Annotated in this window: 25 protein-coding genes; 8 read left to right on the plus strand and 17 right to left on the minus strand. The window is 38.2% G+C overall.

The window, feature by feature from the left end; translation table 11 throughout:
- The first annotated feature begins 5 nt into the window (after nt 1-5).
- From WAO84_RS02250 to miaA, 6 genes are read left to right on the plus strand one after another with little or no spacing between them, the layout of a single operon-like run.
- Entirely contained in the window at nt 6-1,244 is a 1,239-nt protein-coding gene (locus WAO84_RS02250) for a DUF1015 domain-containing protein (RefSeq protein WP_340063395.1), read from the plus strand.
- A 50-nt stretch (nt 1,245-1,294) separates the two neighbouring features.
- Nucleotides 1,295-1,969 carry a YggS family pyridoxal phosphate-dependent enzyme gene (locus WAO84_RS02255; protein WP_340063396.1) on the plus strand — a complete coding sequence of 225 codons (675 nt, stop codon included), beginning with the start codon at nt 1,295-1,297 and terminating at the stop codon, nt 1,967-1,969.
- A gap of 55 nt (nt 1,970-2,024) precedes the next feature.
- Entirely contained in the window at nt 2,025-3,398 is a 1,374-nt protein-coding gene (locus WAO84_RS02260) for an exonuclease domain-containing protein (RefSeq protein WP_340063397.1), read from the plus strand.
- Nucleotides 3,395-5,392, plus strand: a complete 1,998-nt coding sequence (locus WAO84_RS02265; RefSeq protein ID WP_340063398.1) for a hypothetical protein — start codon at nt 3,395-3,397, stop codon at nt 5,390-5,392. The genes WAO84_RS02260 and WAO84_RS02265 overlap by 4 nt, the downstream gene beginning before the upstream one ends.
- Nucleotides 5,393-5,421: 29 nt before the next feature.
- On the plus strand, nt 5,422-6,252 hold the full coding sequence (locus WAO84_RS02270) for an ion transporter (RefSeq protein WP_340063399.1): 831 nt from the start codon (nt 5,422-5,424) through the stop codon (nt 6,250-6,252).
- A gap of 9 nt (nt 6,253-6,261) precedes the next feature.
- Entirely contained in the window at nt 6,262-7,191 is a 930-nt protein-coding gene (gene miaA / locus WAO84_RS02275; protein WP_340063400.1) for a tRNA (adenosine(37)-N6)-dimethylallyltransferase MiaA, read from the plus strand.
- Nucleotides 7,192-7,246: 55 nt separating this feature from the next.
- Here the strand turns inward: miaA and WAO84_RS02280 are convergent, their stop codons facing one another.
- The 13 genes from WAO84_RS02280 to WAO84_RS02340 form a co-directional block, all read right to left on the minus strand.
- Nucleotides 7,247-7,960 carry a response regulator transcription factor gene (locus WAO84_RS02280; protein WP_340063401.1) on the minus strand — a complete coding sequence of 238 codons (714 nt, stop codon included), beginning with the start codon at nt 7,958-7,960 and terminating at the stop codon, nt 7,247-7,249.
- A gap of 5 nt (nt 7,961-7,965) precedes the next feature.
- A complete protein-coding gene (locus WAO84_RS02285; RefSeq protein ID WP_340063402.1) occupies nt 7,966-9,534 on the minus strand; it encodes a sensor histidine kinase in 1,569 nt (522 codons plus the stop codon).
- Nucleotides 9,535-9,606: 72 nt separating this feature from the next.
- Nucleotides 9,607-10,197, minus strand: coding sequence for a dephospho-CoA kinase (coaE, locus tag WAO84_RS02290; RefSeq protein ID WP_340063403.1), 591 nt, complete (start codon nt 10,195-10,197; stop codon nt 9,607-9,609).
- Nucleotides 10,194-11,159: a CdaR family protein gene (locus WAO84_RS02295; RefSeq protein ID WP_340063404.1), complete on the minus strand. Its 966-nt coding sequence runs from the start codon at nt 11,157-11,159 to the stop codon at nt 10,194-10,196. Before WAO84_RS02295 ends, coaE begins: the two co-directional genes overlap by 4 nt.
- A 2-nt stretch (nt 11,160-11,161) precedes the next feature.
- Nucleotides 11,162-12,163 carry a glycosyltransferase family 2 protein gene (locus WAO84_RS02300; RefSeq protein WP_340063405.1) on the minus strand — a complete coding sequence of 334 codons (1,002 nt, stop codon included), beginning with the start codon at nt 12,161-12,163 and terminating at the stop codon, nt 11,162-11,164.
- Between the two features lie 66 nt (nt 12,164-12,229).
- Nucleotides 12,230-13,042, minus strand: a complete 813-nt coding sequence (locus WAO84_RS02305; protein ID WP_340063406.1) for an enoyl-ACP reductase FabI — start codon at nt 13,040-13,042, stop codon at nt 12,230-12,232.
- A gap of 60 nt (nt 13,043-13,102) precedes the next feature.
- A complete protein-coding gene (gene recN, locus WAO84_RS02310; protein WP_340063407.1) occupies nt 13,103-14,755 on the minus strand; it encodes a DNA repair protein RecN in 1,653 nt (550 codons plus the stop codon).
- A gap of 54 nt (nt 14,756-14,809) precedes the next feature.
- Complete coding sequence (porD, locus tag WAO84_RS02315; protein WP_340063448.1) at nt 14,810-15,706, minus strand: type IX secretion system protein PorD; 897 nt, start codon at nt 15,704-15,706, stop codon at nt 14,810-14,812.
- Nucleotides 15,696-16,907: a bifunctional phosphopantothenoylcysteine decarboxylase/phosphopantothenate--cysteine ligase CoaBC gene (gene coaBC, locus WAO84_RS02320; protein ID WP_340063408.1), complete on the minus strand. Its 1,212-nt coding sequence runs from the start codon at nt 16,905-16,907 to the stop codon at nt 15,696-15,698. The genes porD and coaBC overlap by 11 nt, the downstream gene beginning before the upstream one ends.
- Before the next feature lie 3 nt (nt 16,908-16,910).
- The gene (locus WAO84_RS02325) at nt 16,911-17,237 is read right to left on the minus strand and encodes a DNA-directed RNA polymerase subunit omega (protein ID WP_340063409.1); all 327 of its coding nucleotides are present in this window, start codon (nt 17,235-17,237) and stop codon (nt 16,911-16,913) included.
- Between the two features lie 5 nt (nt 17,238-17,242).
- Entirely contained in the window at nt 17,243-18,049 is an 807-nt protein-coding gene (locus tag WAO84_RS02330; protein ID WP_340063410.1) for an outer membrane protein assembly factor BamD, read from the minus strand.
- A gap of 189 nt (nt 18,050-18,238) precedes the next feature.
- Entirely contained in the window at nt 18,239-19,120 is an 882-nt protein-coding gene (dapA, locus tag WAO84_RS02335; protein ID WP_340063411.1) for a 4-hydroxy-tetrahydrodipicolinate synthase, read from the minus strand.
- Nucleotides 19,117-19,641, minus strand: coding sequence for a DUF6913 domain-containing protein (locus WAO84_RS02340; protein ID WP_340063412.1), 525 nt, complete (start codon nt 19,639-19,641; stop codon nt 19,117-19,119). The genes dapA and WAO84_RS02340 overlap by 4 nt, the downstream gene beginning before the upstream one ends.
- A gap of 51 nt (nt 19,642-19,692) precedes the next feature.
- Here WAO84_RS02340 and WAO84_RS02345 point away from each other — a divergent pair, with 51 nt between their 5' ends.
- A complete protein-coding gene (locus tag WAO84_RS02345) occupies nt 19,693-20,469 on the plus strand; it encodes a 5'-nucleotidase C-terminal domain-containing protein (RefSeq protein ID WP_340063413.1) in 777 nt (258 codons plus the stop codon).
- Entirely contained in the window at nt 20,469-21,377 is a 909-nt protein-coding gene (locus WAO84_RS02350; RefSeq protein WP_340063414.1) for a bifunctional metallophosphatase/5'-nucleotidase, read from the plus strand. The genes WAO84_RS02345 and WAO84_RS02350 overlap by 1 nt, the downstream gene beginning before the upstream one ends.
- Here the strand turns inward: WAO84_RS02350 and WAO84_RS02355 are convergent.
- From WAO84_RS02355 to WAO84_RS02370, 4 genes are all read right to left on the minus strand, one after another.
- On the minus strand, nt 21,349-22,038 hold the full coding sequence (locus WAO84_RS02355; RefSeq protein ID WP_340063415.1) for a hypothetical protein: 690 nt from the start codon (nt 22,036-22,038) through the stop codon (nt 21,349-21,351). The genes WAO84_RS02350 and WAO84_RS02355 overlap by 29 nt on opposite strands.
- Nucleotides 22,035-24,032: an NAD-dependent DNA ligase LigA gene (gene ligA, locus WAO84_RS02360; RefSeq protein ID WP_340063416.1), complete on the minus strand. Its 1,998-nt coding sequence runs from the start codon at nt 24,030-24,032 to the stop codon at nt 22,035-22,037. Before ligA ends, WAO84_RS02355 begins: the two co-directional genes overlap by 4 nt.
- A gap of 104 nt (nt 24,033-24,136) precedes the next feature.
- Nucleotides 24,137-24,988, minus strand: a complete 852-nt coding sequence (prmC, locus tag WAO84_RS02365; protein ID WP_340063417.1) for a peptide chain release factor N(5)-glutamine methyltransferase — start codon at nt 24,986-24,988, stop codon at nt 24,137-24,139.
- 19 nt (nt 24,989-25,007) lie between these two features.
- Nucleotides 25,008-25,502, minus strand: coding sequence for a GNAT family N-acetyltransferase (locus WAO84_RS02370; protein WP_340063418.1), 495 nt, complete (start codon nt 25,500-25,502; stop codon nt 25,008-25,010).
- Nucleotides 25,503-25,521: the final 19 nt, after the last annotated feature.

Raw genomic sequence — 25,521 nt, forward strand, 5'->3', positions numbered from 1 at the left:
GCACTATGGCTAAAATACAACCGTTTAAAGCAGTACGCCCTACCAGAAGTAAAGTAACACTTGTACCCTCACGCTCTTACGAGAATTACAGCAAGAGTGAGTTAAACTTACGTTTAAAGTATAATCCCTTTTCATTTCTTCATGTAATTAATCCCGGATACCGTTTTCATAAATCTGTTTCAGGGGCTAAACGTTTTTCACTCGTAAAAAACAGATATCAGGAATTTAAAGAAGAAGGCATTTTTACCACTGATGCGTCTCCTTGTTTTTATGTGTATGAAATAATTACCAGAAGTAATCGTTTTTGCGGTATTTTAGCAGGTACCAGTACCCGGGATTATGAGAATAATGTTATTAAAAAACATGAAAATACATTACAGCTACGGGAACAGCTTTTCAAAGAATATCTGAAAACAGTAGGTTTTAATGCAGAACCCGTACTTCTAACCTATCCTGATAGAGAAGAAATCGACAAGCTCATTACAAACACTATGAATGAACGCCCGGAATATGAATTTACCACAACAGACCGGGTAACCCATTTACTTTGGGTCATTAATGATCCAAAAACTATAAAAAGGCTGCAAAGCGAATTTGAAAAGACCGAAGCACTTTACATAGCAGACGGGCACCACCGTTGTGCCTCTTCATTTCTTCTTGCTCAGGAAATGGCTTTTGAGAATCCCAACCATACAGGAAATGAACCATATAACTTTTTTATGAGTTTTCTTATTCCGGAATCTCACCTTAAGATCTATGAGTTTAATCGTATGGTAAAAGATCTTAATGGTTTAAGCAAAGAAGAATTCCTAATACGGCTGGACGAATGGTTTCGTATAGAAAATCGTGGGTTGGAACTGTACAAACCCTCTAAAAAACACCATTTCAGTATGTATCTGGACGGGGCATTTTACTCACTTTATCTAAGAAAATCACTTTACGAGTTTACCGATTCGTTAAGTAGTCTTGATACCCAAATTTTGTATAAAACGGTACTTAAACCTATTCTTGGCATTGAAGACCTTAGAAACGACAATCGCATAGCATATGGTTTTGGAAAACACAATGTACTGGAAATGAAAGAGCAAATAGACAATGGAACGTTTAGTGTAGGGTTTAGCCTGGTTCCCGTAAATGTAGCGGAAATGAAACAAATTGCCGATGAGGGATTACAAATGCCGCCTAAAAGTACTTTTATTGAACCTAAACTTCGTAGCGGGCTCACGATCTATGAGTTCTCTTAAGTTTTGAAAATTATACCTTAAAATATTATATACCAACCGGTATTTTGACAATGAATATTGCAGAGAACCTGAAAAAAATAAAAAGTAAACTTCCAGAGAACGTAGTGTTGGTGGCTGTTTCGAAAACCAAACCGGTGTCAGTACTCATGGAAGCCTATGAATGTGGCCAGCGCATTTTTGGCGAAAACAAAATACAGGAAATGACCTCTAAGTATGAAGCTATGCCCAAAGATATTGAATGGCACATGATAGGGCATGTACAGACCAATAAGGTAAAATATATGGCGCCCTATGTGCATTTGGTACACGGGGTTGACAGTCTTAAACTTTTAAAGGAAATTAACAAGCAGGCTGCTAAACACGAAAGGGTAATTCATTGCCTGTTACAAATGCACATCGCACAGGAAGAAACTAAATTTGGGATGTCTGAAGAAGAGTTATTCACTGTTTTGCAGGCTGTTGAAAGTAATAACCTGCCTAATATTTATATAAGAGGTTTAATGGGTATGGCTTCTTTTACTGACAATACAACACAGATACGGCAGGAGTTTTCATCTCTTAAGTCATTATTTGACAGGCTACAAGATACCCGTTTTTCTTCCAGACAAATAAAAATAGATATACTTTCTATAGGTATGAGCGGAGACTACCTCATAGCAGTACAATGTGGCAGTACTATGGTTCGTATAGGAAGTAGTATCTTTGGAAAACGTAATTATGACTAATTACCGCTTATATTTATAAATATTTTTACAAATAGTCCTTTACAGGAAATCATTTGTGTATGCCATTTTAGACATAGAAACCACCGGAGGTAAATACAACGAAGAGGGTATTACCGAAATCGCCATTTACCGTTTTGATGGCCATGAAGTGACCGATCGCTTTATTAGCCTGGTCAATCCTGAAAGGGAAATACAGGAGTATGTAGCCAACCTTACGGGTATTACTAATGCCATGTTACGAAATGCACCTCGCTTTTATGAAGTGGCAAAACGTATTGTTGAAATTACGCAAGGTTGTATCCTCATAGCTCACAATGCGAAATTTGATTACCGTATTCTGAGAACGGAGTTCAGAAGGCTTGGTTTTGAGTATGACCGAAAAACACTTTGCACTATAGAACTCGCTAAAAGATTAATTCCCGGTAAAGACTCGTATAGTTTGGGAAAACTATCCCGGTCATTAGGAATACCGGTAAGTGACCGGCACAGGGCCCATGGTGATGCCCTGGCTACTCTCAAGCTTTTTAAAATGCTTCTGGCCAAAGATACCGAAAAGTCCATTGTTAAAACACTTTTACGATCTACTGAAGAAAACACCCTTCCCTCACGGCTACTGGATATTCTCGACCAATTGCCTGCAACTACAGGCGTTTTTTACATACATGACAAAGAAGGACAAATTATATACCTTTCCCGCAGTAATAACATTCGCAGAAAGGTCAACAAACTGTTTACCAGCTCTCATGACCAGGCTATTCATATACAGGAACACGTAAAAGCAGTTACCTACGAACAAACCGGAAGTGAACTTATTTCCATAATAAAAGAATATATTGAAATACAGCAAAATCGTCCTGTTGTAAATGGTTCTGCAAGGTTTGGGCGCTATAAATATGCACTCTATGAAAAGACTGATGATGATGGATATTGCCATTTAATGGTAGGGAAGTTTCACAGTAATGGTCAGGCTTCAGCCACTTTTAAAAGTTATAGTGAGGCCAAAAGCACCCTTTTTAAAATGTCAGACAATTTTAATTTGTGCTCGCGTTTTGTTTCGCTTTCCATAAAAAAAAACTGTACCCGGGAAAAAATATATCCCTGTGGGGGGGCATGTATAGGCAATGAGCCCCCTGAAGATTATAATCTCAGAGTATCAGATTCAATTAAAGCCTATACCTACCCTTATGAAAATATGCTTATTGTTGGTAAAGGCAGAGAAATAGACGAACGCAGTGTGATACTCATTGAAAAAGGTATTTTTAAAGGTATTGGCTTTTACCAGCTTAATCACCAAATAAACCACCTGAAAATTTTAAGAGAAATCATTACTACTATGCCTAACGACAAATATCTGGAGCACATTATTCAATCGTATCTGAGAAAAAAAGAATCACATAAAATAATAAACATTAACCATCTTCTCCAATGAAAAAACAGTACCTACCCATTTCCTTTTACTTATTACTATTGATAAACTATGGATATGCACAACAAAAAACATTCACTTTTGGCGTTACGCCCATTTCCGATGTTGAGATGACCACTTACGAAAAAGACACTACTGCAGGAGCGGTGATCCTTTACGACCACGGAAAAGCCAAAATACGCTATGAAAGCAATGGCCCGATACTCACTTTTGAATGTGTAAGGAGGATCAAGATTTTTGACCGTAGTGCTTTTGACCGGGCCAATATCGCTATAAGTTTATATAAATCTACCACTTCAAGGGATCGTGAAAAAATAAGTGATATCAAGGCCTATTCTTTTACCAAAGGTGAAAATGGTACGATTGAAAAAACCACGCTTGGTAAAGAAGCCATTTTTCATGAAGATTACACCGAAAATACAGATCTGGTTAAATTTACAGTCCCAAATATTAAAGAGGGCAGTGTTATAGACTATAGTTATACAATCACTTCCCCTTTTCTTTACAACTTCATTCCGTGGAGTTTTCAAACAGATATCCCTAAACTGTACAGCCAATATGACACGTCCATACCAGGTAATTTTGTATATAATACAAAATTTATTGGGAACCTTCCCATAGCTCACCACAATGCTACAGTAAAAAAAAATTGTGTTACCATTCCCAGTATAGGAAGCGGGAGCTGCAGTGAAAGCACCTATATTATGAAAGATGTGCCTGCTTTTCAGAAAGAGGATTATATGCTTTCGGAAGACAATTTTATTTCCAAATTAGAATTTGAATTAGGCGAATACCATTCTATAAGAGGAGGTGTTGAAAAATATACCAAATCATGGGATGATGTAGATTACGAATTGAATTATGGGGAAGAACTGGGACAACAAAGTAAAAAAACAGCCTATTTCAAAAAAGCCTTACCTGCAGATCTGTATGAAATAGGAGATGATCTGGAAAGAGCAAAAGCCATTTATTCCCATCTTAAAAGCTATATGTTCTGGGACCAAAGTTATGATATATTTGGAGACAATGATGTTAAAAAATCCTATGAGGAAGCCAGCGGATCTGTAGCAGAAGTGAACCTCATTCTTCTCAATGCATTGAAAGCGGCTAATCTGGATGCTAAGACTATGTTATTGGCAACCCGAGACCGTGAATTGCCAACCAGACTATACCCTGTGCTTTCAGAGTTCAATTATCTGGTAGTAAAATTAACCATAGGAGACACCTATTACCTGTTGGATATTACCGATAAAGATCTCGATTTTGGGCTACTCCCTTTTCGCTGCCTTAATGGTTCTGGAAGAGTTTTTGATTTTGAAACCGGAAGTTATTGGCAACCCATTATTCCAACACACCGTACTTCCTATGTGGTTCAGAATTATATGGATCTAAAAGATGATGGTACGATTACTGTAAAAAGCCGGCAAATTAAGAACGGGTATTTCGCCTATAACGATCGAAAAAAGTACGCCAAAAATGACAAAGAAAGACATATTGCCGAACTGGAAGATAGGGTAAGTTCTTTAGTAGATGTAGAAATATCCCGTTTTGATATCCTGAATCAGGATGCACATTCAAAACCTTTTGTAAAAACCATACATTACAACATAGAACAAGATATTTCAGCAGGAGACCAGCATTTTTTATATCCTTTTTTGTTATCAGAACGATTTGACAAAAACCCCTTTACTTTAAAGAACCGAACGTATCAGGTAGATTTTGGGTACGATTTTAAATATGAATATCACATACATATAACACTACCGGAAAACAAGGTGTTTAAAAACATACCACAAAATAAGGAAATAGCAGGTACAGGGAATCGTTTTTCCTTAAAACTTGATGTTACCGCCAAAGAGAATGTTCTGGATATGTTGTTTGTATTTAGTGTGAACGGAAGTAGGTTTGAACCTGAACAATACACAGAGCTCAAAGAGTTTTTTGAAGAAGTGGTTTTTATACAAAACGACATGCCTGTTCAAATTACTGAAAAATGATGTAAATTTACAGGTAACCCAACTATTTCATGGATCATCATCCGTCTGATAAAAAATGGCAGCAAAAACTTCATAAAATCATTTATGAAGCAGAAACCCCTGCCGGTAAGTTTTTTGATGTAACTCTTATCATAGTCATACTCTCTAGTATAGTTATTGTTATGCTTGAGAGTGTGAAAGAAATAGATCTGCGTTTTCACGGTTTTCTACTGGCCTGTGAATGGGTTATTACTATTTTCTTTACTTTAGAGTACATATCCAGACTAATAAGTATAAAGAAGCCCTGGCGCTATGTATTTAGTTTTTATGGCATTATAGACCTTTTATCTACCATTCCTCTCTACGTTTCCTATTTTTTAGCAGGCTCGCAGGTATTATTAACGTTACGTGCATTCCGGTTACTCAGAGTTTTCAGGATACTCAAACTGGTACGGTTTTTAGGTGAAGCCTCTCAGTTAAGAGATGCTTTGAAAGCCAGCAAGACCAAAATCGCAGTATTTATCTATACCGTGTTGGTATTATCTGTTATCATGGGTACTACTATGTACCTAATTGAAGGGGATGAAAGTGGTTTTACCAGCATTCCCAGAAGTATTTACTGGACCATTGTAACACTAACTACGGTAGGTTATGGTGATATTGCCCCTCAAACTGCTTTAGGGCAAACCATAGCCACTTTTATCATGATACTAGGCTATGGTATTATTGCCGTACCCACCGGTATAGTTACGGTAGAATTCTCTAAACAGCATAAGCAAAGTATTAAAAGTTCAAATACCAGATGCTGTCCTTCCTGTGCTACAGAAGGGCATCTGGACAATGCAGAATACTGCTATAAATGTGGTCACCAATTGAAATAATACGCCGTTATGACTTCAACAAAAAACGGTAAAACGCTTATTACAGTTATAGGGCCTACGGCAATAGGAAAAACTGCATTAGCCATACAACTGGCACGGCACTTTAATACGCATATCATTTCAGCAGATTCCCGACAGTTTTACAAAGAAATGACCATTGGTACAGCGGTACCTACTGATGAAGAACTTCTAGCTGTACCTCACCATTTCGTTCAACATAAAAGTATTCACGAGCAATACACAGTTGGAGATTTTGAAAGAGACGCTATTTCCAAACTAAACGATGAACTTTTTAAAACACATACTACTGTAATAATGGCCGGCGGAAGTGGCCTGTATGTCAATGCGGTTTTAAAGGGAATAGATACATTTCCTGAAATACCGGATACTGTTAGAGAATCGCTTAACAAAACTCTTAAAGACAAAGGGATCGAGAATCTTCAAAACCAATTAAAAGAAAAGGATCCCGATTATTTTAAAAAGGTAGACAGGTACAACCCACACAGGCTAATACGGGCATTAGAAGTTTGCCTGGCTTCAGGGCAACCGTATTCTTCTTTTCTTACTTCTCCCCGCTCCCAAAGAAGTTTTCATGCTATATTAGTAGGGCTTACGGCTGACCGTGAAGTGATTTACTCACGAATTAATAAGAGAGTGGATATGATGATGTCACAAGGCCTTCTGGAAGAAGCACGTTCTTTATATATCCATCGTACATGTAACGCTTTGCAAACTGTTGGATACAGAGAATTGTTCTCTTATTTTGAAAAAAAGATAAGTCTGGAAACAGCGGTAGAGGAAATTAAAAAAAATACACGCAGATTTGCCAAAAGACAACTTACCTGGTTTAAAAAAAACGAGGATGTACACTGGTTTCCTCATAATACTCCTTTAGAAAAGATCATTGAGGAAATAGAGAATCATATTAGATATCAATAAAAAAGGCCAGGAAAAACCAGGCCTTTTTATGAGTTACCATTAATGTTGTTTTTAATTACTCAGCTTCACTTTTTATAACGAGCCTGAACCCTTCTCCGTGAATATTAAGTATCTCTACATTTTCATCTTTTTTAAGATACTTTCTCAGTTTGGCTATGTACACATCCATACTTCTGGAAGTAAAGTAATTATCGTCACGCCAAATTTTAGTAAGTGCCAGTTCTCTTGGCATAAGATCGTTTTCATGGAGGGCCAGTAAACGAAGTAGCTCATTCTCTTTGGGAGATAACTTAATAGGCTGTTCGTCACCAAAGGTAAGAAAGCGAAGTTTTGAATTCAAATGAAAATTACCGATTTTGAATTCGTATTGCTTACTGTCTGCTACAGAGTCTGTAGCTTTTCGCTGCATAATTGCCTTGATCTTAAAAAGAAGCACCTCAGAATCAAAAGGTTTGTTGAGATAATCGTCTGCTCCGGCTTTATAGCCTTTAAGAACGTCTTCTTTCATAGTTTTTGCAGTAAGAAATATGATAGGAATAGAATCATTTTTTTCCCGAATTTCTTTGGCCAGTGTAAAACCATCTTTATAGGGCATCATGACATCCAGTATGCAGAGGTCAAAATTGTCTTTTTTGAATTTCTCAAAACCTTCCATACCGTTCTTTGCCAGTACTACGTCAAAATCGTTCATTGACAAGTAGTCTTTCAAGACGATACCAAAGTTCGGGTCATCCTCAACTAATAGTATTCTCTTATTTGCTTTTTCCATAATTTTTAAATTAAAGGTAACTTAATATAAAAGGTACTTCCTTTGTCTTTTTCACTTTCAGCATATACTTCTCCTTGATGGTCATCAACGATTTTTTTAACATATGCAAGTCCAAGACCATGTCCTTTTACATTGTGAATATTTCCTGTATGCTCTCTATAAAACTTTTCGAATATACGTTTTAGAACAGCTTTACTCATTCCCGCACCACGATCTTGTATTTTTATAATGACACTGTTTTTAATTACTTCAGTAAACACATCTATTTCAGGCACTTCGGGTGAATATTTAATAGCGTTATCGAGTATGTTCACTATTACATTGGTAAAGTGTACATCATTAGCCAGCACTTCACTCCTATTGGCATCGAGATGTTGTTTTATATACCCTCCCCGGTTTTCTACAATAAGAGAAACGTGCAAAACAGCATCATGAATAATATCGTGAACATCTACTCGGTCTTTATTAATATCAAGCTGATTTTTCTCAAGTTTTGAAATCCGTAATACATTTTCTACCTGAGTATGCATACGTTTGTTTTCGTCCCGTATCATTTGAAGGTATCGTTTTATCTTCTCATTATCATTTAAAGTTTTGGGGTTCTTAATAGCGTCTAAAGCAAGATTTATGGTGGCTATAGGCGTTTTAAACTCATGCGTCATATTATTGATAAAATCGGTTTTGATCTCTGATATCTGTTTTTGACGTATAAGTTGGTACAATGCACTTGAGTATGCTACGATAATAATAAGGGTAAATACCATTGAGAGTAAAGCCATCTGGATAATACTCGAAATAAGAAATTTTTTCTTTTTGGGAAAACTTACCTGCAGATCGTAATTACTCTGCCCTTCATTATCCATAAATAGAGGAGTACGATATCGTGTAGATTGTGAGAGGACAAAACCTCTTGATCTTACTTTGGTAGCGAGTCCGTTGCTATATACTCCATATTCAAAATCAATATCTATGTTTCTGTCTTTTAATTCCCTTTGCAGCAGAAGCTCAATTTCACGTGCATTGGTTCTCTGATGAATGGGGAAACGCTTGGCGATATCACGATAGGAAGTTTCAAAAGCGGCCTTATCTATTTGATCTAACCGTCCTATTTTTCTAACTATTTGCTCTTCATCTACTTTTTTTCCATCCAGGCTTACGCCTTCTTTAATGACTCTTGAATCTCTGGTACTTATAAGCCGTTTAATGTTTATGCTGTCTATTCCGTTTTCAAAGAACGCTGAAGAAAATCCATAATCTTCTTCAAGAATACCATGCGAATAAATGAAACGTTCATTTGTCCGGCTATCGGTTTGAATTACAAAAAGTTTTGCAATCTCAGTAACATTTGGGTTTTCAAGGCTGTCCATACCACTCACAACCACCTCCACAAAATCCTTTATCTCACGTTGTTGAATATCGTCTGCGACTGACTTAAGAATTTGATTTACATTCATAGAAAACTGTTCTTCCTTGTTTTCTATGGTTGTTTTAATCCAATACCCCTGAACGAAAATAATACCAATGAGTGACATACTCATCAGCACCACCAGTAAAACGAATAATCTCTTACTCATTTGTTCAAAATTAAAGGTTTCGGGTTGCTTTATACCCGCTTTTAACCAAACCTTAACAAAAACGTTAAATTTTCAGATTTTTCTTATACAGCCAAGGATTTCACCATGAATATCTTCTATTTGCCTTCTAGTTTCCTCAATATCAGTGTTCACAATCGTAAAATCAGAAAGCTTTATTTTTTCTTCATCACTCCATTGGTTTTTCATGCGAGCCAATACTGCCTCCCTACTCACCCCATCCCTTGTTATTACACGATCTATACGGGTTTCCATTGGTGCGGTAACGGTTATAATAAGATCACATTCTTTAGCACCTCCTGACTCAAATAAAATGGCGGCCTCTTTTATTACATAAGGCGATGGCTGTTTTTTGTACCATTCATCAAACTTTTTCCTGACCTCCGGATGTATTATTTTGTTTAACCTTTTTAACTTATCAGGGTCTGCAAAAACTTCTCCGGCAATGTATTTTCTATCCGGAACTCCACTTTTATAGGCGGCTGTTCCTAAAAGTGCCTTTACTTTTTTAATGACTTCGGCAGAATCAGCCAGAAGAGTTTTGGCAACCTCGTCTGCAATAAATACAGGAACCCCCATTTCCTGAAAAAAACCGGCAACGGTAGATTTCCCGCTGCCTATGCCTCCGGTTAATCCTACTATCATTTTCTTTGTATTAAAAATTCTACCTTTTTATCCTGCAACACTACTGTACTTAAAAAAGGTGGGTATTTTTGTATTTTAGGGATTAAAATTCCCGAATCACCGGCTTCGTTAAAATCGCAGACCACCAATATATCTTCCTGATTAACCAGTTTAAGATCTTTTAAACTGCCTCTACAGGTAACTTTTACCTGTTCGGGAAAAAGGCGTAATGAGATATTTTGGGGTTTATTGATAACTAACACGGGCACAGTAAACACTTTTTCAGAATATCTTTCTACTTTACCTCGAATGAGTACATCAGAGACACTTAAGTAAATTGCTTTTTCATTTCCGGGAAGCGTGAGGCTGGCTTTAGTCTCGAAATCACTCTTCACAGAAGTGAGTTCAACAGGTTCTGTAGTCACATAACCAAGAGTGTCTAAAATATTCTCCGGGCCTTTTACCGTTACTGAATCCGGAATAATCAATAAAGAGCCGTAAAGGTCAAAATCTTTTTCAAAAGTAAGGCTTAATTGATGTATTACAGGTAGCTTTTTTTCCATATTCCTTCCGAGGCTCAGGTAAATAGTATCATTTAGTAATGATTCGAAGGTAAGCGATTTATTGATCTGCTCTTTTATTGTACGCTCCAGATACTGCGGGGTAAAAAAGAATTTTCCGTTCTGCTCCTGGGCCTTAGACACATGCAGGGTTATTTCGTCTCTAAAAACCCCTAGTCGCAATATATCATATCCAGTTGCACGCACCTCTATTGTTATCGTTTTTTGAGGTTCGTCGAGTATCAATTTATCATCAGGAACTGAAGTATATACAATATCATACGTGAGTGTACTAACATGAGATTCTGAAAGCTTGATAAGAAACCACAAAATTGTGGCCAGGATGAAGAAAACCGAAAATATAGAAAGTTTTCTTCTGTTAAAAGTATCTCTGCCAAGTATATTAAGAAGTCGCTTTTTCATAATTACTTAAAAAACAACTTTGGAAATGCTGTTTCGGGCTTTTTACCGAGCAAGCTAATCTGAAAGGTCGATTTTACAAAACCATATCCGTAACCGGTAAACTGTACAAGTACTGCAAAAACAGAAAACAAAGCGACTAACAGGTTTTTGTTCTTCAAAAGCGAATCTGCAAAAATGATAATAAAATAGAGGCCTACGGCATACAAAGGGTAATACATCCCGGCTATAGCAAATAATATGGCTGCCAGAATACCCGCCAGAAAAACAGCCGGAAACCAATAGGTTATTTTTTTTGTTTGCGGGTGCCAGTGATTCAAAATAGGACGGGTAAGTCCGAATTTATGTACCTGCTGATAAAACTTTTTCCATGAGATCCTTCTTTTATGATATACATATGCTTCGGGAATTAGGCGGGTGTTAAAGCCTGCATTCCAAATTCTAATAGTGAGATCAGGATCCTCACCGGGATGAATTTTTCCAAAACCGCCGGTTGCTTCAAATGCTTTTTTAGAGATACCCATATTAAAACTTCGTGGTTGAAAGCGGTTAACAGCCTTTTTTTTGCCTCTAATACCTCCGGTTGTAATAAATGAGGTCATTGCGTAGTTAATGGCTTTTTGAATGACGGTAAAATCTTTATGGGCTGTATCGGGCCCTCCAAAACAATCTATATATTCACCGGTAAGCGATTCCCATACAGCGGTGAGGTAATGGGGAGGCAGAATACAATCAGAATCCAGTATAATAAAATAATTTCCTTTTGCTTTTTTCATACCGAAATTACGGGAATCACCGGGTCCTGAATTGGATTTAAAAAAATACGATATCCCTAATTGAGAACGATAGGCATTCACGATCTCTTTAGAAGTATGAGTGCTCCCGTCTTCTACGATCACGATCTCATAAGGTTTGTCAAAGTCCTGCTTTAACAAACTTTCCAGGAGTTCCTGAATTTCATCCGGACGGTTGTAAACCGGTATAATGAGAGAAAAAGTAATATTCATAATACAAAGGTAATTAAATACAAAAAGCTACCCTTAGGTAGCTTTGTATATTTAAAGTTCTTCTATCTATTCAGTAAATTTATCCATCACAGCATCACTAACTCCTGTATTGGAAAAACCTCCGTCGTGAAACAGGTTTTGCATGGTGACTTTGCGCGTTAGATCTGAGAAAAGAGAAATGGTATAATCGGCACAATCGTCTGCTGTGGCATTTCCCAGAGGAGACATTTTTTCGGCATAGGCAATAAACCCGTCAAAACCTTTAACCCCTTTTCCGGCCGTGGTAGGTGTTGGGGATTGTGATATGGTATTTACCCGTACTTTTTTGTCTTTTCCAAAAAAGTATCCAAAACTCCTGGCAATGGATTCCAGATAGGCTTTATTATCTGCCATATCGTTATAATCAGGAAAACTTCTTTGTGCCGCCATATAGGTAAGCGCTACGATACTTCCCCATTCATTCATGGCATCTTTTTTATAAAGCGTTTGCATTACTTTGTGAAAAGAAAGTGCAGATACATCCCAACCTTTAGTTGTGAAATCGTAATTCTGATCGGTATAGGCTCTTCCTTTACGCACATTTACCGACATCCCAATAGAATGAAGTACAAAATCCAGTTTACCTCCCAGAATATCCATCGATTTCTGGACAAGGTTTTCCAGTTCTTCTATATTAGTGGCATCTGCCGGGATGATCTCAGAGCCTGTTTTATCTGCCAGACTTTTTATTTGCCCCATGCGCATGGCTATTGGTGCATTGGTTAGCACAAATGAAGCACCTTCTTCATGTGCTTTTAAAGCGGTTTTCCAGGCTATGGAATTTTCATCAAGTGCTCCAAAAATAATTCCTCTTTTTCCTTTTAACAAGTTGTATGACATAGTCGTTCTTTTTAAAGTACAGCAATTAAACAGTGCCGTCAAAGATATTTAAAATTTATATTAATTAAGTAGTTGCCGCGCATGAGCCATAGCAGAATTGCTCAACTCTTTTCCTCCTAACATCCCGGCTATTTCAATAATGCGTTCTTCTTCATTCAGGAGCTTTATAGATGTTATAGAGTTTTGAGAAGTATGTTGTTTATATACTTTGTAGTGCCGGTCTCCTTTAGCTGCTACCTGGGGTAAATGCGTGATAGAGAACACTTGCAGATATGAACTCATTTGTCTCATAATGTCTCCCATTTTATGAGATATTTCTCCTGAAACCCCGGTATCTATCTCATCAAACATAATAGTGGGCAACTGCATGTGTTTAGCCAGCAAAGCTTTTATAGACAGCATGATCCTTGACAATTCACCTCCCGAAGCTACTTTTTTAAGGTTACCAAAATCAGAACCTTTGTTGGCTGCAAACAAAAAGCTTAACCGGTCTTTCCCATTTTTTCCATATACCCCGGAAAGCTCTAAAGTAATATCAAAACGTGCATGCTCCATCCCCAGTTCCTGTAATGATTTTTCAAGGTACTTTTTAAGCTTGGGAATAGCGTTGCTCCTGTTTTCATGAAGCGATCGGGCCAGTGTATCCAGTTTTTTCTCAAGATCCAGTACTAAGAGCTGTGCTGTTTTAATATCTTCTTCCAGGTTTTCAATAACAGCGACCTTTTGTTCTAATGAAGTTCGCACGGCAATAAGCGCATCTACATCGGCAACCTGATGTTTTTTTTGTAAATCATATAGGTGTCTTAGTTGTGTTGCTGTTGCCTCCAACTGCTTAGGATCGGTTTCCAGAGAATCCTGCAAACCCTGTAATTCTGAAAAAGCATCGTCCAATTCTATAAATACTGAAGTCACACGGTTACCCAGCTCTTCGAAGGCCTTGCCAAATCCCGAAAGTTTTTGCAGGGTAATTTTGAGTTCGGAAAGTTGCCCTAAAGTACCCAATTGCTCATCACTTAATATTTGAACGGCATACGAGAGTTTTTCCTGTATTTCTTCTACATTACTGAGCTTTTCATAGGTGGCTTCCAGTTCTTCCTGCATACCCACTTCTAAAGGAAACTGACGAAGTTCCTCTAAAAGAAAGGAGTTATAGTCCTGCTCTTTATCACTTTCCTTCTGAAGATCTATGAGTTCCTGTAACTTACTTTTAGCCTGAGAATAGGATTTTAGGATTTTGTGATAATCTGCCAAGATATTTTTGTTTCCGGCAACCGCATCAATAACCTGTAGTTGAAAGTCGTCATCGGTCAATTGCAGTGTTTGGTGCTGAGAGTGTATATCGATCAGGCGGGTACTGAGGCTTTGTAAAACATCCAGCGTGCAGGGTGTATCATTTATAAATGCCCTGGACTTGCCCCCCGGAAGAATTTCTCTTCGTATGATCGTAATTTCTTCATAATCCAGATCCAGTGTCTTAAAAAGATGTTTAAGATCATAACGAACAATGGAAAACTCTGCTTCGATTACACATTTTTCCGATTTGTTCTTAAGGCTGTCAAGATCAGCTCGTTTACCTAAAACCAATGATAAGGCACCCAGTAAAATAGATTTCCCTGCGCCGGTTTCACCGGTTATCACATGAAAACCATCACCAAAACCAACTTTAAGGGAATCGATAAGTGCGTAATTCTTTATAGAAAGTTCTGTTAGCAAACTACCTGTTTTTACCCTCAAATATAAACCTTATTTGGGAGTCGGAAAACTTTGTTAAAACTTTATTTCTTTCCAGGTATTGGCATAGAATGGAGCTACTCTGTTCAGGGAATTTTTAAGGCTTACCACGTCTATTTTGGGGCCATCAGAGAAGACACCCAGGATCTCTTCCGATTTGGCGTCAAAAAAAGTTTGCAATAAAAAGGAATTGGGCCTTCTTACGACCAGAGGTTCAAACATTTTCATACAACCGGCTATCTGCTGCTTGGCAAGCATCATATTATCTACCATATTGTCCAGTCCAAGACGGTGATAATTATACATGGCTGTGCGATATTCTTCAAAAGTGTTGGAAAGCAAGTTATCAATAAGTTCCCATCGGGTACGGTTTCCGTCAGTTTGCTGCCATCCCAGGTAACCGCTACCCTGAGCCTGGTTTACAATTTCCCGTGCATTTTCATAATACTCGGTACCACCGTTTTTACTAAAGGTATCTGCGTCCATTCCCAGTATAATGTACACATAATAAGTGATCACACCTACCAGGTTGGATTCAAAGATATTCGGGTTGTAAAAAAGGGGTTCAAATTCAATATAATTAAAGGTAAACTGCCTGTCGTTATAATTAAAAACCGGGGTTTCATAGGCCGAATTAAATACCGGCCTGCTGGATTGTATCTGGATCGTACCTGAAAAAAGGCTGTTGGCATCAAAAGAAGTAATGGTTAGAAGCATACTGCAGTTTATACGTTCCTGCTGCTTATATGTTTTATTCGTCCACTTGGTTTTATTTACATAATCATTCAGGGCCCGTTCAAGGGTTTTGAATATTTGCTGGTTGGTTTGTGCTACCTGGTCTGAATTGACAATAATATTGCAATTAAGCTCCTGGGCACTTACTGCAAACGAGCCTGATAACAGACAAACAAGAAATAATAGATTATTTCTGATACCTAACCAGTATTTCACTAAAAATATCTTCGGCAACTTCTTTTTTGGTTTTAAGTTCAAATGGTTTTACATTCAATTCTTTATCGATCCATGTAATTCGATTAGTGTCACTTCCAAAAGCTACATCTTTACCATCCAGCGTATTGAGAACAATAGCGTCCAGATTTTTCTTCACCAGTTTGCTTTTTGCATTGTCTAATGCATTATCGGTCTCGAGAGCAAATCCTACGAGAAACTGTTCCTTTTTTTCTTTACCCAGAGAAGCCAAAATATCTGGTGTGGGCTCAAGTTCTATATGTAACGGGTTTTCTTTCTTTTTTATTTTCTGAACAGCTATATTTTTAGGACGATAATCGGCAACTGCAGCAGTGAGAATGGCTATATCGCATTGGGTATAGTATTTATGGCATTGCTCATACATTTGAGCAGCGCTTACTACATTAATTAGTTTTATATGGTCGTGTTGTAATGATACTGAGGAAGGCCCTGAAACGAGAACTACCTCTGCTCCCAGGTTTGCAGCCTGTAAAGCAATGGCATACCCCATTTTTCCGGAAGAATGGTTCCCGATAAAACGTACCGGATCTATGGCTTCATAGGTAGGCCCTGCTGTAAGAAGCACTTTTTTACCCCTTAACGGAAGTTTTTTTAAGAGGTCGTTTTCCACAAAAGAAACAATAGCTTCAGGTTCTGCCATTCGTCCTTCGCCAACGAGCCCGCTGGCAAGTTCACCATGGCCGGCAGGGATCATGATATTCCCAAAAGAACGTAAGGTGTTGAATGAGTTTTGAGAAGACGGATGGCGATACATATCCAGATCCATTGCAGGAGCAAAATACACAGGGCACTTTGCGGAAAGATATACGGCCAGCAGCAGATTATCGCTAACACCATGTGCCATTTTTGAAAGGGTATTGGCCGTTGCAGGGGCAATGATCATAATATCTGCCCACAGGCCCAGGTCCACATGGTTGTTCCAAACGGCATTTTCATCCTCCTTATCTACAAAAGAGGACCATACCGGATGCTTGCTTAATGTAGAAAGGGTAAGTGAGGTAACAAATTCCTTGGCATCAGTGGTCATTACCACCTTAACGGTAGCACCTGCCTTGATAAGCAGCCGTACAAGAAAAGGGGTTTTGTAAGCGGCAATGCCCCCTGTTATACCTAAGAGCACATTTTTGCCGCTTAAAACAGACATAATCTATTGTTGTTTTTCGGTATTTCTGTAATAAATCTTATTTTCAAGCCATTCCTGAACAGCAATTGCATGAGGCTTGGGAAGTTTCTCATAGAATTTGGATACTTCTATTTGCTCTTTATTCTCAAATATTTCTTCCAGACTATCGGTATAGGTAGCAAATTCTTCCAGTTTTTCGATAAGTTCTTTCTTGATCTCGGTATTGATCTGATTAGCTCTTTTCGATACGATGGAGATCGCTTCGTAAATGTTATCTGTAGGTTTATCAAACTCATTCCTGTCGATGGTTACCGTAGTAATGGGCGCATCGGTCTTTCTAAAATCACTCATATTCTCTATTTACTAAATTGTTGTAACTGTTTATCAATGTCGGCCAGCATACTATCAGCAGAAGCTGCATGCTTTGTTTCCGGATAATATCGTTTTAAAATGCCATAGGCTTCTTTGGCTTGACTTAGACGTTCCTCTAATTTACTCTGAACACTTCTTATAGCCAGATTGTACATAGATTCGAACTTGTAATACATCGCGTCTTCTCTGAAAGGAGTACCCGGATAATCGGATAAAAACATTTCGAAAGATTTAATAGCTGCGTAGTAATCACGTATGCGATTGTACTGTTTGGCTATTTCAAAAGCCTTTTTTTCAAGTTTGGTCCGTAACTCACGTACCATTACGTTTGCATCGGCAATACGCTCAGAATTGGGATATGCATTTATAAAAGACTGTAGCTTTTCAATGGCATTATTGGTTTCTGTCTGGTCTATACTGTATTTGGGAGAAAGATGATAATAGCTTTTGGCTCCCAAAAATGCAGCTTCTTCTGCCCGGTCACTCTTGGGGTATGATTTGTAAAAGCGCTCGAACTGATAGCCTGCCAAATAATAATCTTTGAGTTGATAATGCGTATCGGCATAAAAGAAAATAACACGTTCTCCCTGGGGTTTCCCGGTAAATGAAGGAGCAATTTGTTCAAAAAGACGCAAAGCCTTTTTATAGTTACCTTCTTTATATAACTTTTCTGCTAATTCATATTTCTTAGCAGTATCTTCGTTTTTAAGAACGTTTTGATATTCGCTACAGGAAGTGAAAACCAAACCTGCTATCAAAAGAACACTTAAAGCCCTGGTGAATATATTCATGTGGCAAAATTAGCTAATCTGACGAAATAAAAAAAACAAACTTTAAAACGTGCAAAAGAATATATTTTATATATACCAACTCCTTTTTTATCAGCACTTTAACATTTTAAGACCATAACTGTATTTTATTGTATAAAGAATTATACAAATCTATGATATTAAGCGAGTAAAGTGGTGTTGTTTACTTTACTAAAATGTAACAATGAAATCCTTTATCCTTTGCTGCAGGTCACTACTCGCATTTACTAAAGGTAACCGCACGTTGTTAGTACCCATTCCTAAATAAGAAAGCACCGTTTTAATACCTGCCGGATTTCCCTCTTCAAAGATCATATCTATTATATGCATTAACCTATAATGTAGAGAATAAGCATCTGCAGATTCCCCATGTAAACCTAACCTGACCATTTTAGAAAACTCTTTTGGAAAGCCCTGCCCTATAACAGAGATCACACCGGCTCCGCCTGCCAGTAGCATAGGCAGGGTAATCATATCATCTCCGGAAATCACCAGAAAGTCATCCGGTTTTTCTTTTAAAAGCCTCATGGCCTGTACAATATCTCCCGCTGCCTCTTTGATACCAATGATATTGGGGAAATCTGATGCCAGTTGAAGTACCGTTTCCGGTGCTATATTAGAAGCGGTTCTTCCCGGAACATTATAGAGGATTATGGGTTTGGAAGAAGCCTGTGCCACCTGCTTAAAATGTTCATAGATCCCTTTTTGAGTAGGCTTGTTATAATATGGTGATACTGATAATACAGCAGCATACGGAGAAAGATCGGTTTTCTGTAATTCTTCACAAACCGAAGCGGTATGATTGCCTCCAATACCCAATACCATGGGTAATCTCCCCTTATTAGCCGTGGTAATGGTAAGCTTTACCAGATCTCTTTCTTCATTAGATAGAGCAGCCGTTTCTGCGGTAGTACCCAGCACTACCAAGTAATCTACTCCTCCTTCTGTTACATAATTTACCACATTTGCCAGCATATCAGCATCTACCGCATGAGTAGCGGTAAAAGGTGTAACAAGAGCTACCCCTGTTCCTTCTAATTCTTTATAATTCATACTTTTTTAACGATAGTTAGATACTTGAGAAATTCAGATCGGAACTGGCTGAACTTATCGGGCTTTATTTCAAAAACCACGTCATTGAGTTCCTGATTTTTAACCAGTAATCCGGTTTTGAGATTTGCAACTGTTTGAGCGGTAACCAACTTTAAAACAATAGGTGCTTCTTCGTAATAACTAAGTAAAACATCGTATTCCCAATTCATAAACTCAAGAACTCCCTGATTCTTGATAACACCGCCCCAACCGAGGTCTTTAACGGTAAAAACAGGTATTGAAAATCCTGAAAAGGACTCTTCCCGGGAAGTAAACCCGATAATCTTAAATTGGTTCTCACGCAAGCCCATCTCTTTGTAAAGCGCGGTAAACACCTCTGTATGATTAAACTCGTCGATATTTACAATGCACCCAAGAGAAACCGTCTTACCCCTATCCTGTAAACTACCGTCTTTACGGTTGCTGATGCATTTTTTTAATACTCTGTTGGCATTATTATCTTTGAGTTTTTTTAAAAACATCTATCTTTACTTTGTGATACAAAAGTATATAACTTCACTCATTTTTTTTAGATGAAATCAAAACTTCTCGTCTTGTTTTTTAAACATTTTGTTGTATTCATAACAATTAGTTTTATTTATAGCTGTAAGCAGTTGCCAAACCTGGTCCAAATCAAAGGCCGTCAACTTCCCGTAACCGATTCCCTACCCTCCGTTTCTGAAATTGATGAATACATACAACCCTATCGTACACATATAAACCAGACGTTAGATTCAGTTCTTGCCTATAACCCTACCACCATTGATATCTACGAAACACCTCTAAATACGGCTCTCGGTAACTTTATGGTAGATGTGGTTTACGAACGTTCCGCTCCGGTGTATGAAAAAAGGACTGGTAAGGCTGTTGATTTTGCTTTCCTGAATCATGGGGGTATTCGTTCCAAACTCAACAAAGGGCCGGTAACTGCCCGGAATGCTTATGAATTGATGCCTTTTGAAAATACTGTAGTTGTGTTGGAGCTCACTGCCAATCATATTGAGAATATGGCTCAATTTCTGGCTAAAAATCAGAGAGCACATCCCTTTTCAGATCATTTCAGGCTGGTACTGCATAAAGATCATAGCATTAAAAGTATTACCATAAATGGCAAACCCCTGGAAAAAAACAGAGTTTATCGGGTAGCTACTTCCAATTATCTCGCAAATCTTGGCGACCGGATGACATTTTTTAATGATCCGGTTTCCAGAACTGAAACCGATTATTTAATACGCAATATCCTGATTGATCATTTTGCAGAAATTGATACCATTAAAGCACAATACGATAACCGATTCACAATAGAGTAATGAAACGAAGAGATTTTGTTAAAAGCACTCTGGCAGGCTCTGTATTAACCGGTATGGGCGGCCTTTCCCTGGGAAGTTGTACTTCTTCCCTTAAACATATAACCATATTACACACCAACGATGTTCACAGTCACATAGACCCTTTTCCTGCTACTGATGAACGCAACCCCAACAAAGGAGGCGTTTCCCGAAGAGCAGCTTTAATTGAGTCTATTCGTGCCGAAAATCCAAATACCCTTCTCTTGGATGCAGGGGACATTTTTCAGGGTACTCCCTACTTTAATTACTTTGGTGGCGAACTGGAATTTAAACTCATGAGCATGCTTAAGTATGATGCAGCGACCATTGGCAATCATGATTTTGATAATGGTATTGAGGGGCTGTACGGCCAGCTACCCAATGCCAGTTTTAAGTTCCTTTCGGCTAATTATGATTTTACCAATACTATTATGGACACACAGGTAGCACCTTATCATGTTTTTGTAAGAGATGGGATACGGATAGGTGTTTTTGGCCTGGGTATTGAGTTAAGCGGACTTGTAACTAAAAAGCTGTATAAAGAAACAGTTTACTTAGACCCCATAGAAAGGGCTCAGGACATGAGCAGGCAACTGAAACAGGAAGAACAATGTGACCTGGTAATATGCCTTTCGCATTTAGGCTATCGCTACAGAGACGCACAAACACCTTCTGATGTAGTGCTTGCAGCCAAGACTGAAGGTATTGATCTTATTATTGGCGGGCATACCCATACATTTCTGGATAAACCCGAAGTACACCTTAATAGAAAAGAAGAAGATGTACTTATTAATCAGGTAGGCTGTTATGGTATTAACCTGGGCCGAATAGATTTTTATTTTGATAACCGTACCCGTATGGCTACGGAAGGTACTTCGATTTTAATTTAAATCCGCTATAATTCAAAGCAAACCGCAGCAAAAAGAGATAAGAAACAAGGTGAGTGGCCTCATTGATCACCTTGAAAAGATTCAGAGAGTCCACAAAAATATACAGGCACATCATAATATCGCCCACTAAAAGACTAACCGATATAATTACAAGATACATAGTGAGATACGAACCTGAATTAAAAAAACTTACATTGGCGAGTATATTGAATAATCCCAGAATAATAGAATACCCCAGTATAATAGGGTATAAACTGCCAAGTGTATCTCCAAATGTTTCATCCAGGTACAGGTCGTAATATACTGCCCAAAGGCTTATAACAGGAATAGCATATAATAACAATCGTTGGGTACTTTTTTCGTTAATAAGCTGAAAACATAAGGCTCCCATTAAAATATGCCCCGCACCATACACAAGTAGTGTGTATTTAAGGGTAAGGGCCTGATCAAAAAAATTAGATATACCCCCTGTGAAATAGATCACAAAAATGGCTATAATAACATAATTTACCTTTTGAGCACTTCGTAAATAAATAAAAAACAACAAGGGCAGAATTAATAGCCTTCCGCTTAACCTAAGGAAACTAATATCCAAACCTTCTCCCAATAGAAGAAGTATTCCAATTATATAATAAGCTTTTAGTAACCTGGCTATTTTCATATCATTTCCAAAAACTGATATTCATCAATAAGCGGAATACCCAGCCGTTCTGCTTTGTCTTTTTTACTGGGCCCCATATTGGCTCCTGCTACCACGTAACTGGTTTTTGATGAAATTGAAGAAGCTACTTTTCCGCCGTGATCTTCAATATGTCTTTTCAATTCATCTCTGGAAAGAGATTCAAAAACTCCGGAAACCACAAAAGTTAATCCGGTTAGTACATCTGATTTTTTATTCGTTATGTCATTAGCTAGAGATAACTGCAATCCATATTTTTCAAGCCTGTCGATAATACTTAAATTTTCAGGATTAGCAAAGAAATCAATTACGCTTTCTGCAATTTTTCCACCTATTTCATCTACAGCAATCAAATCGTCAAAAGAAGCTTTTTTAAGATGTTCAACAGATGTATAGGCACGGGCTAGTTTTTTGGCTACAGTTTCTCCTACAAAGCGAATTCCCAAAGCATACAACACCCTTTCAAAAGGGATCATTTTAGAAGCCTCGATCCCTTGGATAAGATTCTCGGCAGATTTCTCTGCCATTCGTTCTAAAGGAACAATTTGTTCTTTTCGAAGCTCATAAAGATCTGCATAATTCGCAATGAGTCCCTCGCGAAACAAAAGCTCAACAGTTTCATTTCCCATACCGTCTATATCCATCGCTTTGCGGGAAATAAAATGCTGTATGCGACCCGTGATCTGAGGAGGACACCCCGTGTAATTGGGGCAGTAATGCTGTGCTTCGCCTTCTTTTCTTATGAGCGGAGTATCACACTCAGGACATGTATCAATATATACAACCGGTTGCGAATAGGATGATCTTTTTGTAAAATCTACCCCTATAATTTTGGGAATGATCTCCCCCCCTTTTTCTACAAAAACGGTATCTCCTACTCTCACATTGAGTTTTTCAATTTGATCGGCATTGTGAAGAGATGCTCGTTTTACGGTAGTTCCTGCCAACAATACCGGTTCAAGATTAGCTACGGGTGTAATGGCCCCTGTTCTTCCTACCTGATATGAAATAGAAAGTAACCGCGTAGTTGCCTGCTCTGCTTTAAACTTGTACGCCATAGCCCAGCGGGGCGCTTTTGCCGTATAACCCAGTTCTTCCTGCTGTGCAATACTGTTTACCTTTACCACTACCCCATCTGTTTCATAAGGCAGGGCATGCCTGTTTTTATCCCAATAAGCTATATATTCCATAACTTCACGAGTATTCTTACATAACTTGGCTTCAACAGGTACTTTAAAACCCCAGGAACGTGCCAGTTCTAAAGATTCGAAATGGGTTTTAACCCCTACCTGCTGCCCCAGTAATGAATACAATAAACAATCTAATGGCCTTTTTGCCACTTCAGAGCTATCCTGAAGTTTCAGGCTACCGCTGGCCGTATTTCTTGGGTTCATATAGGGTTCTTCTCCGGCTTCTATACGTTGTTGGTTCATTCTGGCAAATCCTTCATAGGGAAGCACGATCTCACCTCGTATTTCAAATACAGCAGGGCATTCACCTTTCACCTTAAGAGGTACCGACCGTATGGTCTTCACGTTATTCGTAACGTTATCGCCTTGTATGCCATCACCCCGGGTAACGGCTTTACTCAATAACCCGTTTTCATAAGTAATATTAATAGAAGCTCCGTCATATTTCAATTCACAAACAAACTCCAGATCGGCATTTCCCAAAATACGCTGTATGCGCTTTTCCCAGTCTTCCAGATCTTCCCTGGAGTAAGAATTATCCAGAGAATACATTCTGTGCTCGTGTACGACGGTTTCAAAATTCTTGGTAACGGCTCCCCCTACCCGTAAAGTAGGTGACGCAGGGTCGTAATATTCCGGATAAGCAGCTTCCAGCTTCTGAAGCTCTTTAAGCATCATATCAAAATCATAATCGGAAATAACCGGTTTATCAAGCACATAATATTTGTAATTGTGAAGATTGAGCTCATCTCGAAGTTTTTCTATTCGCTGCTTAGGGGTTACCATAACTATTCCTTTAATTGGTTATACGCCGTACTCTTTTTTGGTGTTTTTACTGTTCATTCCCGGCCAATATGGGTTTTACATAAGGCCCTAAACATTATGTATTATTATTTCTGCGCTTTTATCATACGATCATTTCCCGAAAGATCCCTGGCAAGAGTGACCCGGGAAAATCCCTTCTCTTTGAGTAATGTCTGCATTTCAACGGCAAGATATTGATTGATCTCTAAATACAAAGTACCGTGATCGGTTAAATTATCAACAGCCAGTTCAGCAATTTTTTTATAATATACAAGCGGATCATTATCTCTTACAAATAATGCCAGATGTGGCTCATACTCACATACATTTCTTTTCATTACTTCAGCTTCGCTAAATCGCACATAAGGAGGGTTTGAAACAATTATGTCATATTGTTCTTTTAGTGAAACGGCGGTAAGAATATTGGTTTGGATAAAGTGGACGTTTGTATCAAGTTGTTTTGCATTATTAGTGGCTACTTTCAGGGCTTCTTCAGAAATATCTAACCCATATACCTGGGCCCGGGGTAGTTCTTTTGCCAGGGCAATTGCGATACAACCACTACCGGTACCTATATCTAATATTTTCAGGGAGGTGTTTTTTGTATTTTTATGGTCTTTTATCACCCAGTCCACTAGTTCTTCTGTTTCTGGCCTTGGAATTAAAACATGTTGATTGACATTAATATCAAAGCCATAAAAAAAAGCTTTACCGGTAATGTATTGTATTGGCTTTTCAAGGCGTAACGCTGCGAGTGCTTCAAACAAAAGCTGTTCTTCTTCCTTAGAGGCTGCCAGGTCTGGTTTCAAAACCAATGCTAGCGTATCCAACCCTGTATAATTTTCTAGAAGAATATGGAAAAACCGGTCAATTTCCTTTTTTTCATAAAGGGAACTTAACTCCTGATGGTAGAAAGATCGTATAGCCGTTAATTTCATTTTTAAGAAGTCTTTTTACCTATACGGTCAGATCTTTATACATCCATACAGGACATGCACTATGGCCGGTGTCTCCCATGCGCTTATCCAAAAAGGAAAACCCAATAGACCTGTACATGTTTTGTGCTACATTCATGAACGGCATGGTTTCAAGATAACACCCTTCATACCCCCACTCTTTTGCCTTCTCAAGGCATTTTATAATAAGTTTTCTGCCCGCTCCTTTTCCTCTTAATTCTTCAAGAAAATACATTTTTTGAAGTTCGCATACATTTCCCTCATAATTATCCAGAGGGGCAATTCCTGCACCACCTTTGATTATTCCGTTTTCTTCTACCACGTAATATATCTTTCGGTCTCCCGTATAAGAAGCCGTCATATCGTTTAAAGAAGCATCTTCATAAGCCGAGCCGGTTTTGGGCACCCCGAGATCTTCAAGTACTTTTCTTATAATATGTCGTACAGTTTCATTATCGGAAACCTGTATTTCACGTATAACAAATGAGTCCTTCAACTTTGTATATTTAAATAGT

Source organism: Ascidiimonas aurantiaca (genome assembly GCF_037646345.1).
In the GTDB taxonomy this organism is placed as follows: domain Bacteria; phylum Bacteroidota; class Bacteroidia; order Flavobacteriales; family Flavobacteriaceae; genus Ascidiimonas; species Ascidiimonas aurantiaca.

Excerpts from the sequence above, each read along its gene's own strand:
- prmC (WP_340063417.1), bottom strand. The coding sequence starts at position 24,988 with ATGAAATTAACGGCTATACGATCTTTCTACCATCAGGAGTTAAGTTCC.
- WAO84_RS02340 (WP_340063412.1), bottom strand. The coding sequence starts at position 19,641 with ATGTTTTTAAAAAAACTCAAAGATAATAATGCCAACAGAGTATTAAAA.
- WAO84_RS02300 (WP_340063405.1), bottom strand. The coding sequence starts at position 12,163 with ATGAATATTACTTTTTCTCTCATTATACCGGTTTACAACCGTCCGGAT.
- ligA (WP_340063416.1), bottom strand. The coding sequence starts at position 24,032 with ATGGTAACCCCTAAGCAGCGAATAGAAAAACTTCGAGATGAGCTCAAT.
- WAO84_RS02350 (WP_340063414.1), top strand. The coding sequence starts at position 20,469 with ATGAAACGAAGAGATTTTGTTAAAAGCACTCTGGCAGGCTCTGTATTA.
- WAO84_RS02250 (WP_340063395.1), top strand. The coding sequence starts at position 6 with ATGGCTAAAATACAACCGTTTAAAGCAGTACGCCCTACCAGAAGTAAA.
- WAO84_RS02355 (WP_340063415.1), bottom strand. The coding sequence starts at position 22,038 with ATGAAAATAGCCAGGTTACTAAAAGCTTATTATATAATTGGAATACTT.
- WAO84_RS02285 (WP_340063402.1), bottom strand. The coding sequence starts at position 9,534 with ATGAGTAAGAGATTATTCGTTTTACTGGTGGTGCTGATGAGTATGTCA.
- coaBC (WP_340063408.1), bottom strand. The coding sequence starts at position 16,907 with ATGTCTGTTTTAAGCGGCAAAAATGTGCTCTTAGGTATAACAGGGGGC.
- WAO84_RS02255 (WP_340063396.1), top strand. The coding sequence starts at position 1,295 with ATGAATATTGCAGAGAACCTGAAAAAAATAAAAAGTAAACTTCCAGAG.
- WAO84_RS02305 (WP_340063406.1), bottom strand. The coding sequence starts at position 13,042 with ATGTCATACAACTTGTTAAAAGGAAAAAGAGGAATTATTTTTGGAGCA.
- miaA (WP_340063400.1), top strand. The coding sequence starts at position 6,262 with ATGACTTCAACAAAAAACGGTAAAACGCTTATTACAGTTATAGGGCCT.
- WAO84_RS02345 (WP_340063413.1), top strand. The coding sequence starts at position 19,693 with ATGAAATCAAAACTTCTCGTCTTGTTTTTTAAACATTTTGTTGTATTC.
- WAO84_RS02325 (WP_340063409.1), bottom strand. The coding sequence starts at position 17,237 with ATGAGTGATTTTAGAAAGACCGATGCGCCCATTACTACGGTAACCATC.
- WAO84_RS02295 (WP_340063404.1), bottom strand. The coding sequence starts at position 11,159 with ATGAAAAAGCGACTTCTTAATATACTTGGCAGAGATACTTTTAACAGA.
- dapA (WP_340063411.1), bottom strand. The coding sequence starts at position 19,120 with ATGAATTATAAAGAATTAGAAGGAACAGGGGTAGCTCTTGTTACACCT.
- WAO84_RS02280 (WP_340063401.1), bottom strand. The coding sequence starts at position 7,960 with ATGGAAAAAGCAAATAAGAGAATACTATTAGTTGAGGATGACCCGAAC.
- WAO84_RS02265 (WP_340063398.1), top strand. The coding sequence starts at position 3,395 with ATGAAAAAACAGTACCTACCCATTTCCTTTTACTTATTACTATTGATA.
- WAO84_RS02330 (WP_340063410.1), bottom strand. The coding sequence starts at position 18,049 with ATGAATATATTCACCAGGGCTTTAAGTGTTCTTTTGATAGCAGGTTTG.
- WAO84_RS02270 (WP_340063399.1), top strand. The coding sequence starts at position 5,422 with ATGGATCATCATCCGTCTGATAAAAAATGGCAGCAAAAACTTCATAAA.
- coaE (WP_340063403.1), bottom strand. The coding sequence starts at position 10,197 with ATGATAGTAGGATTAACCGGAGGCATAGGCAGCGGGAAATCTACCGTT.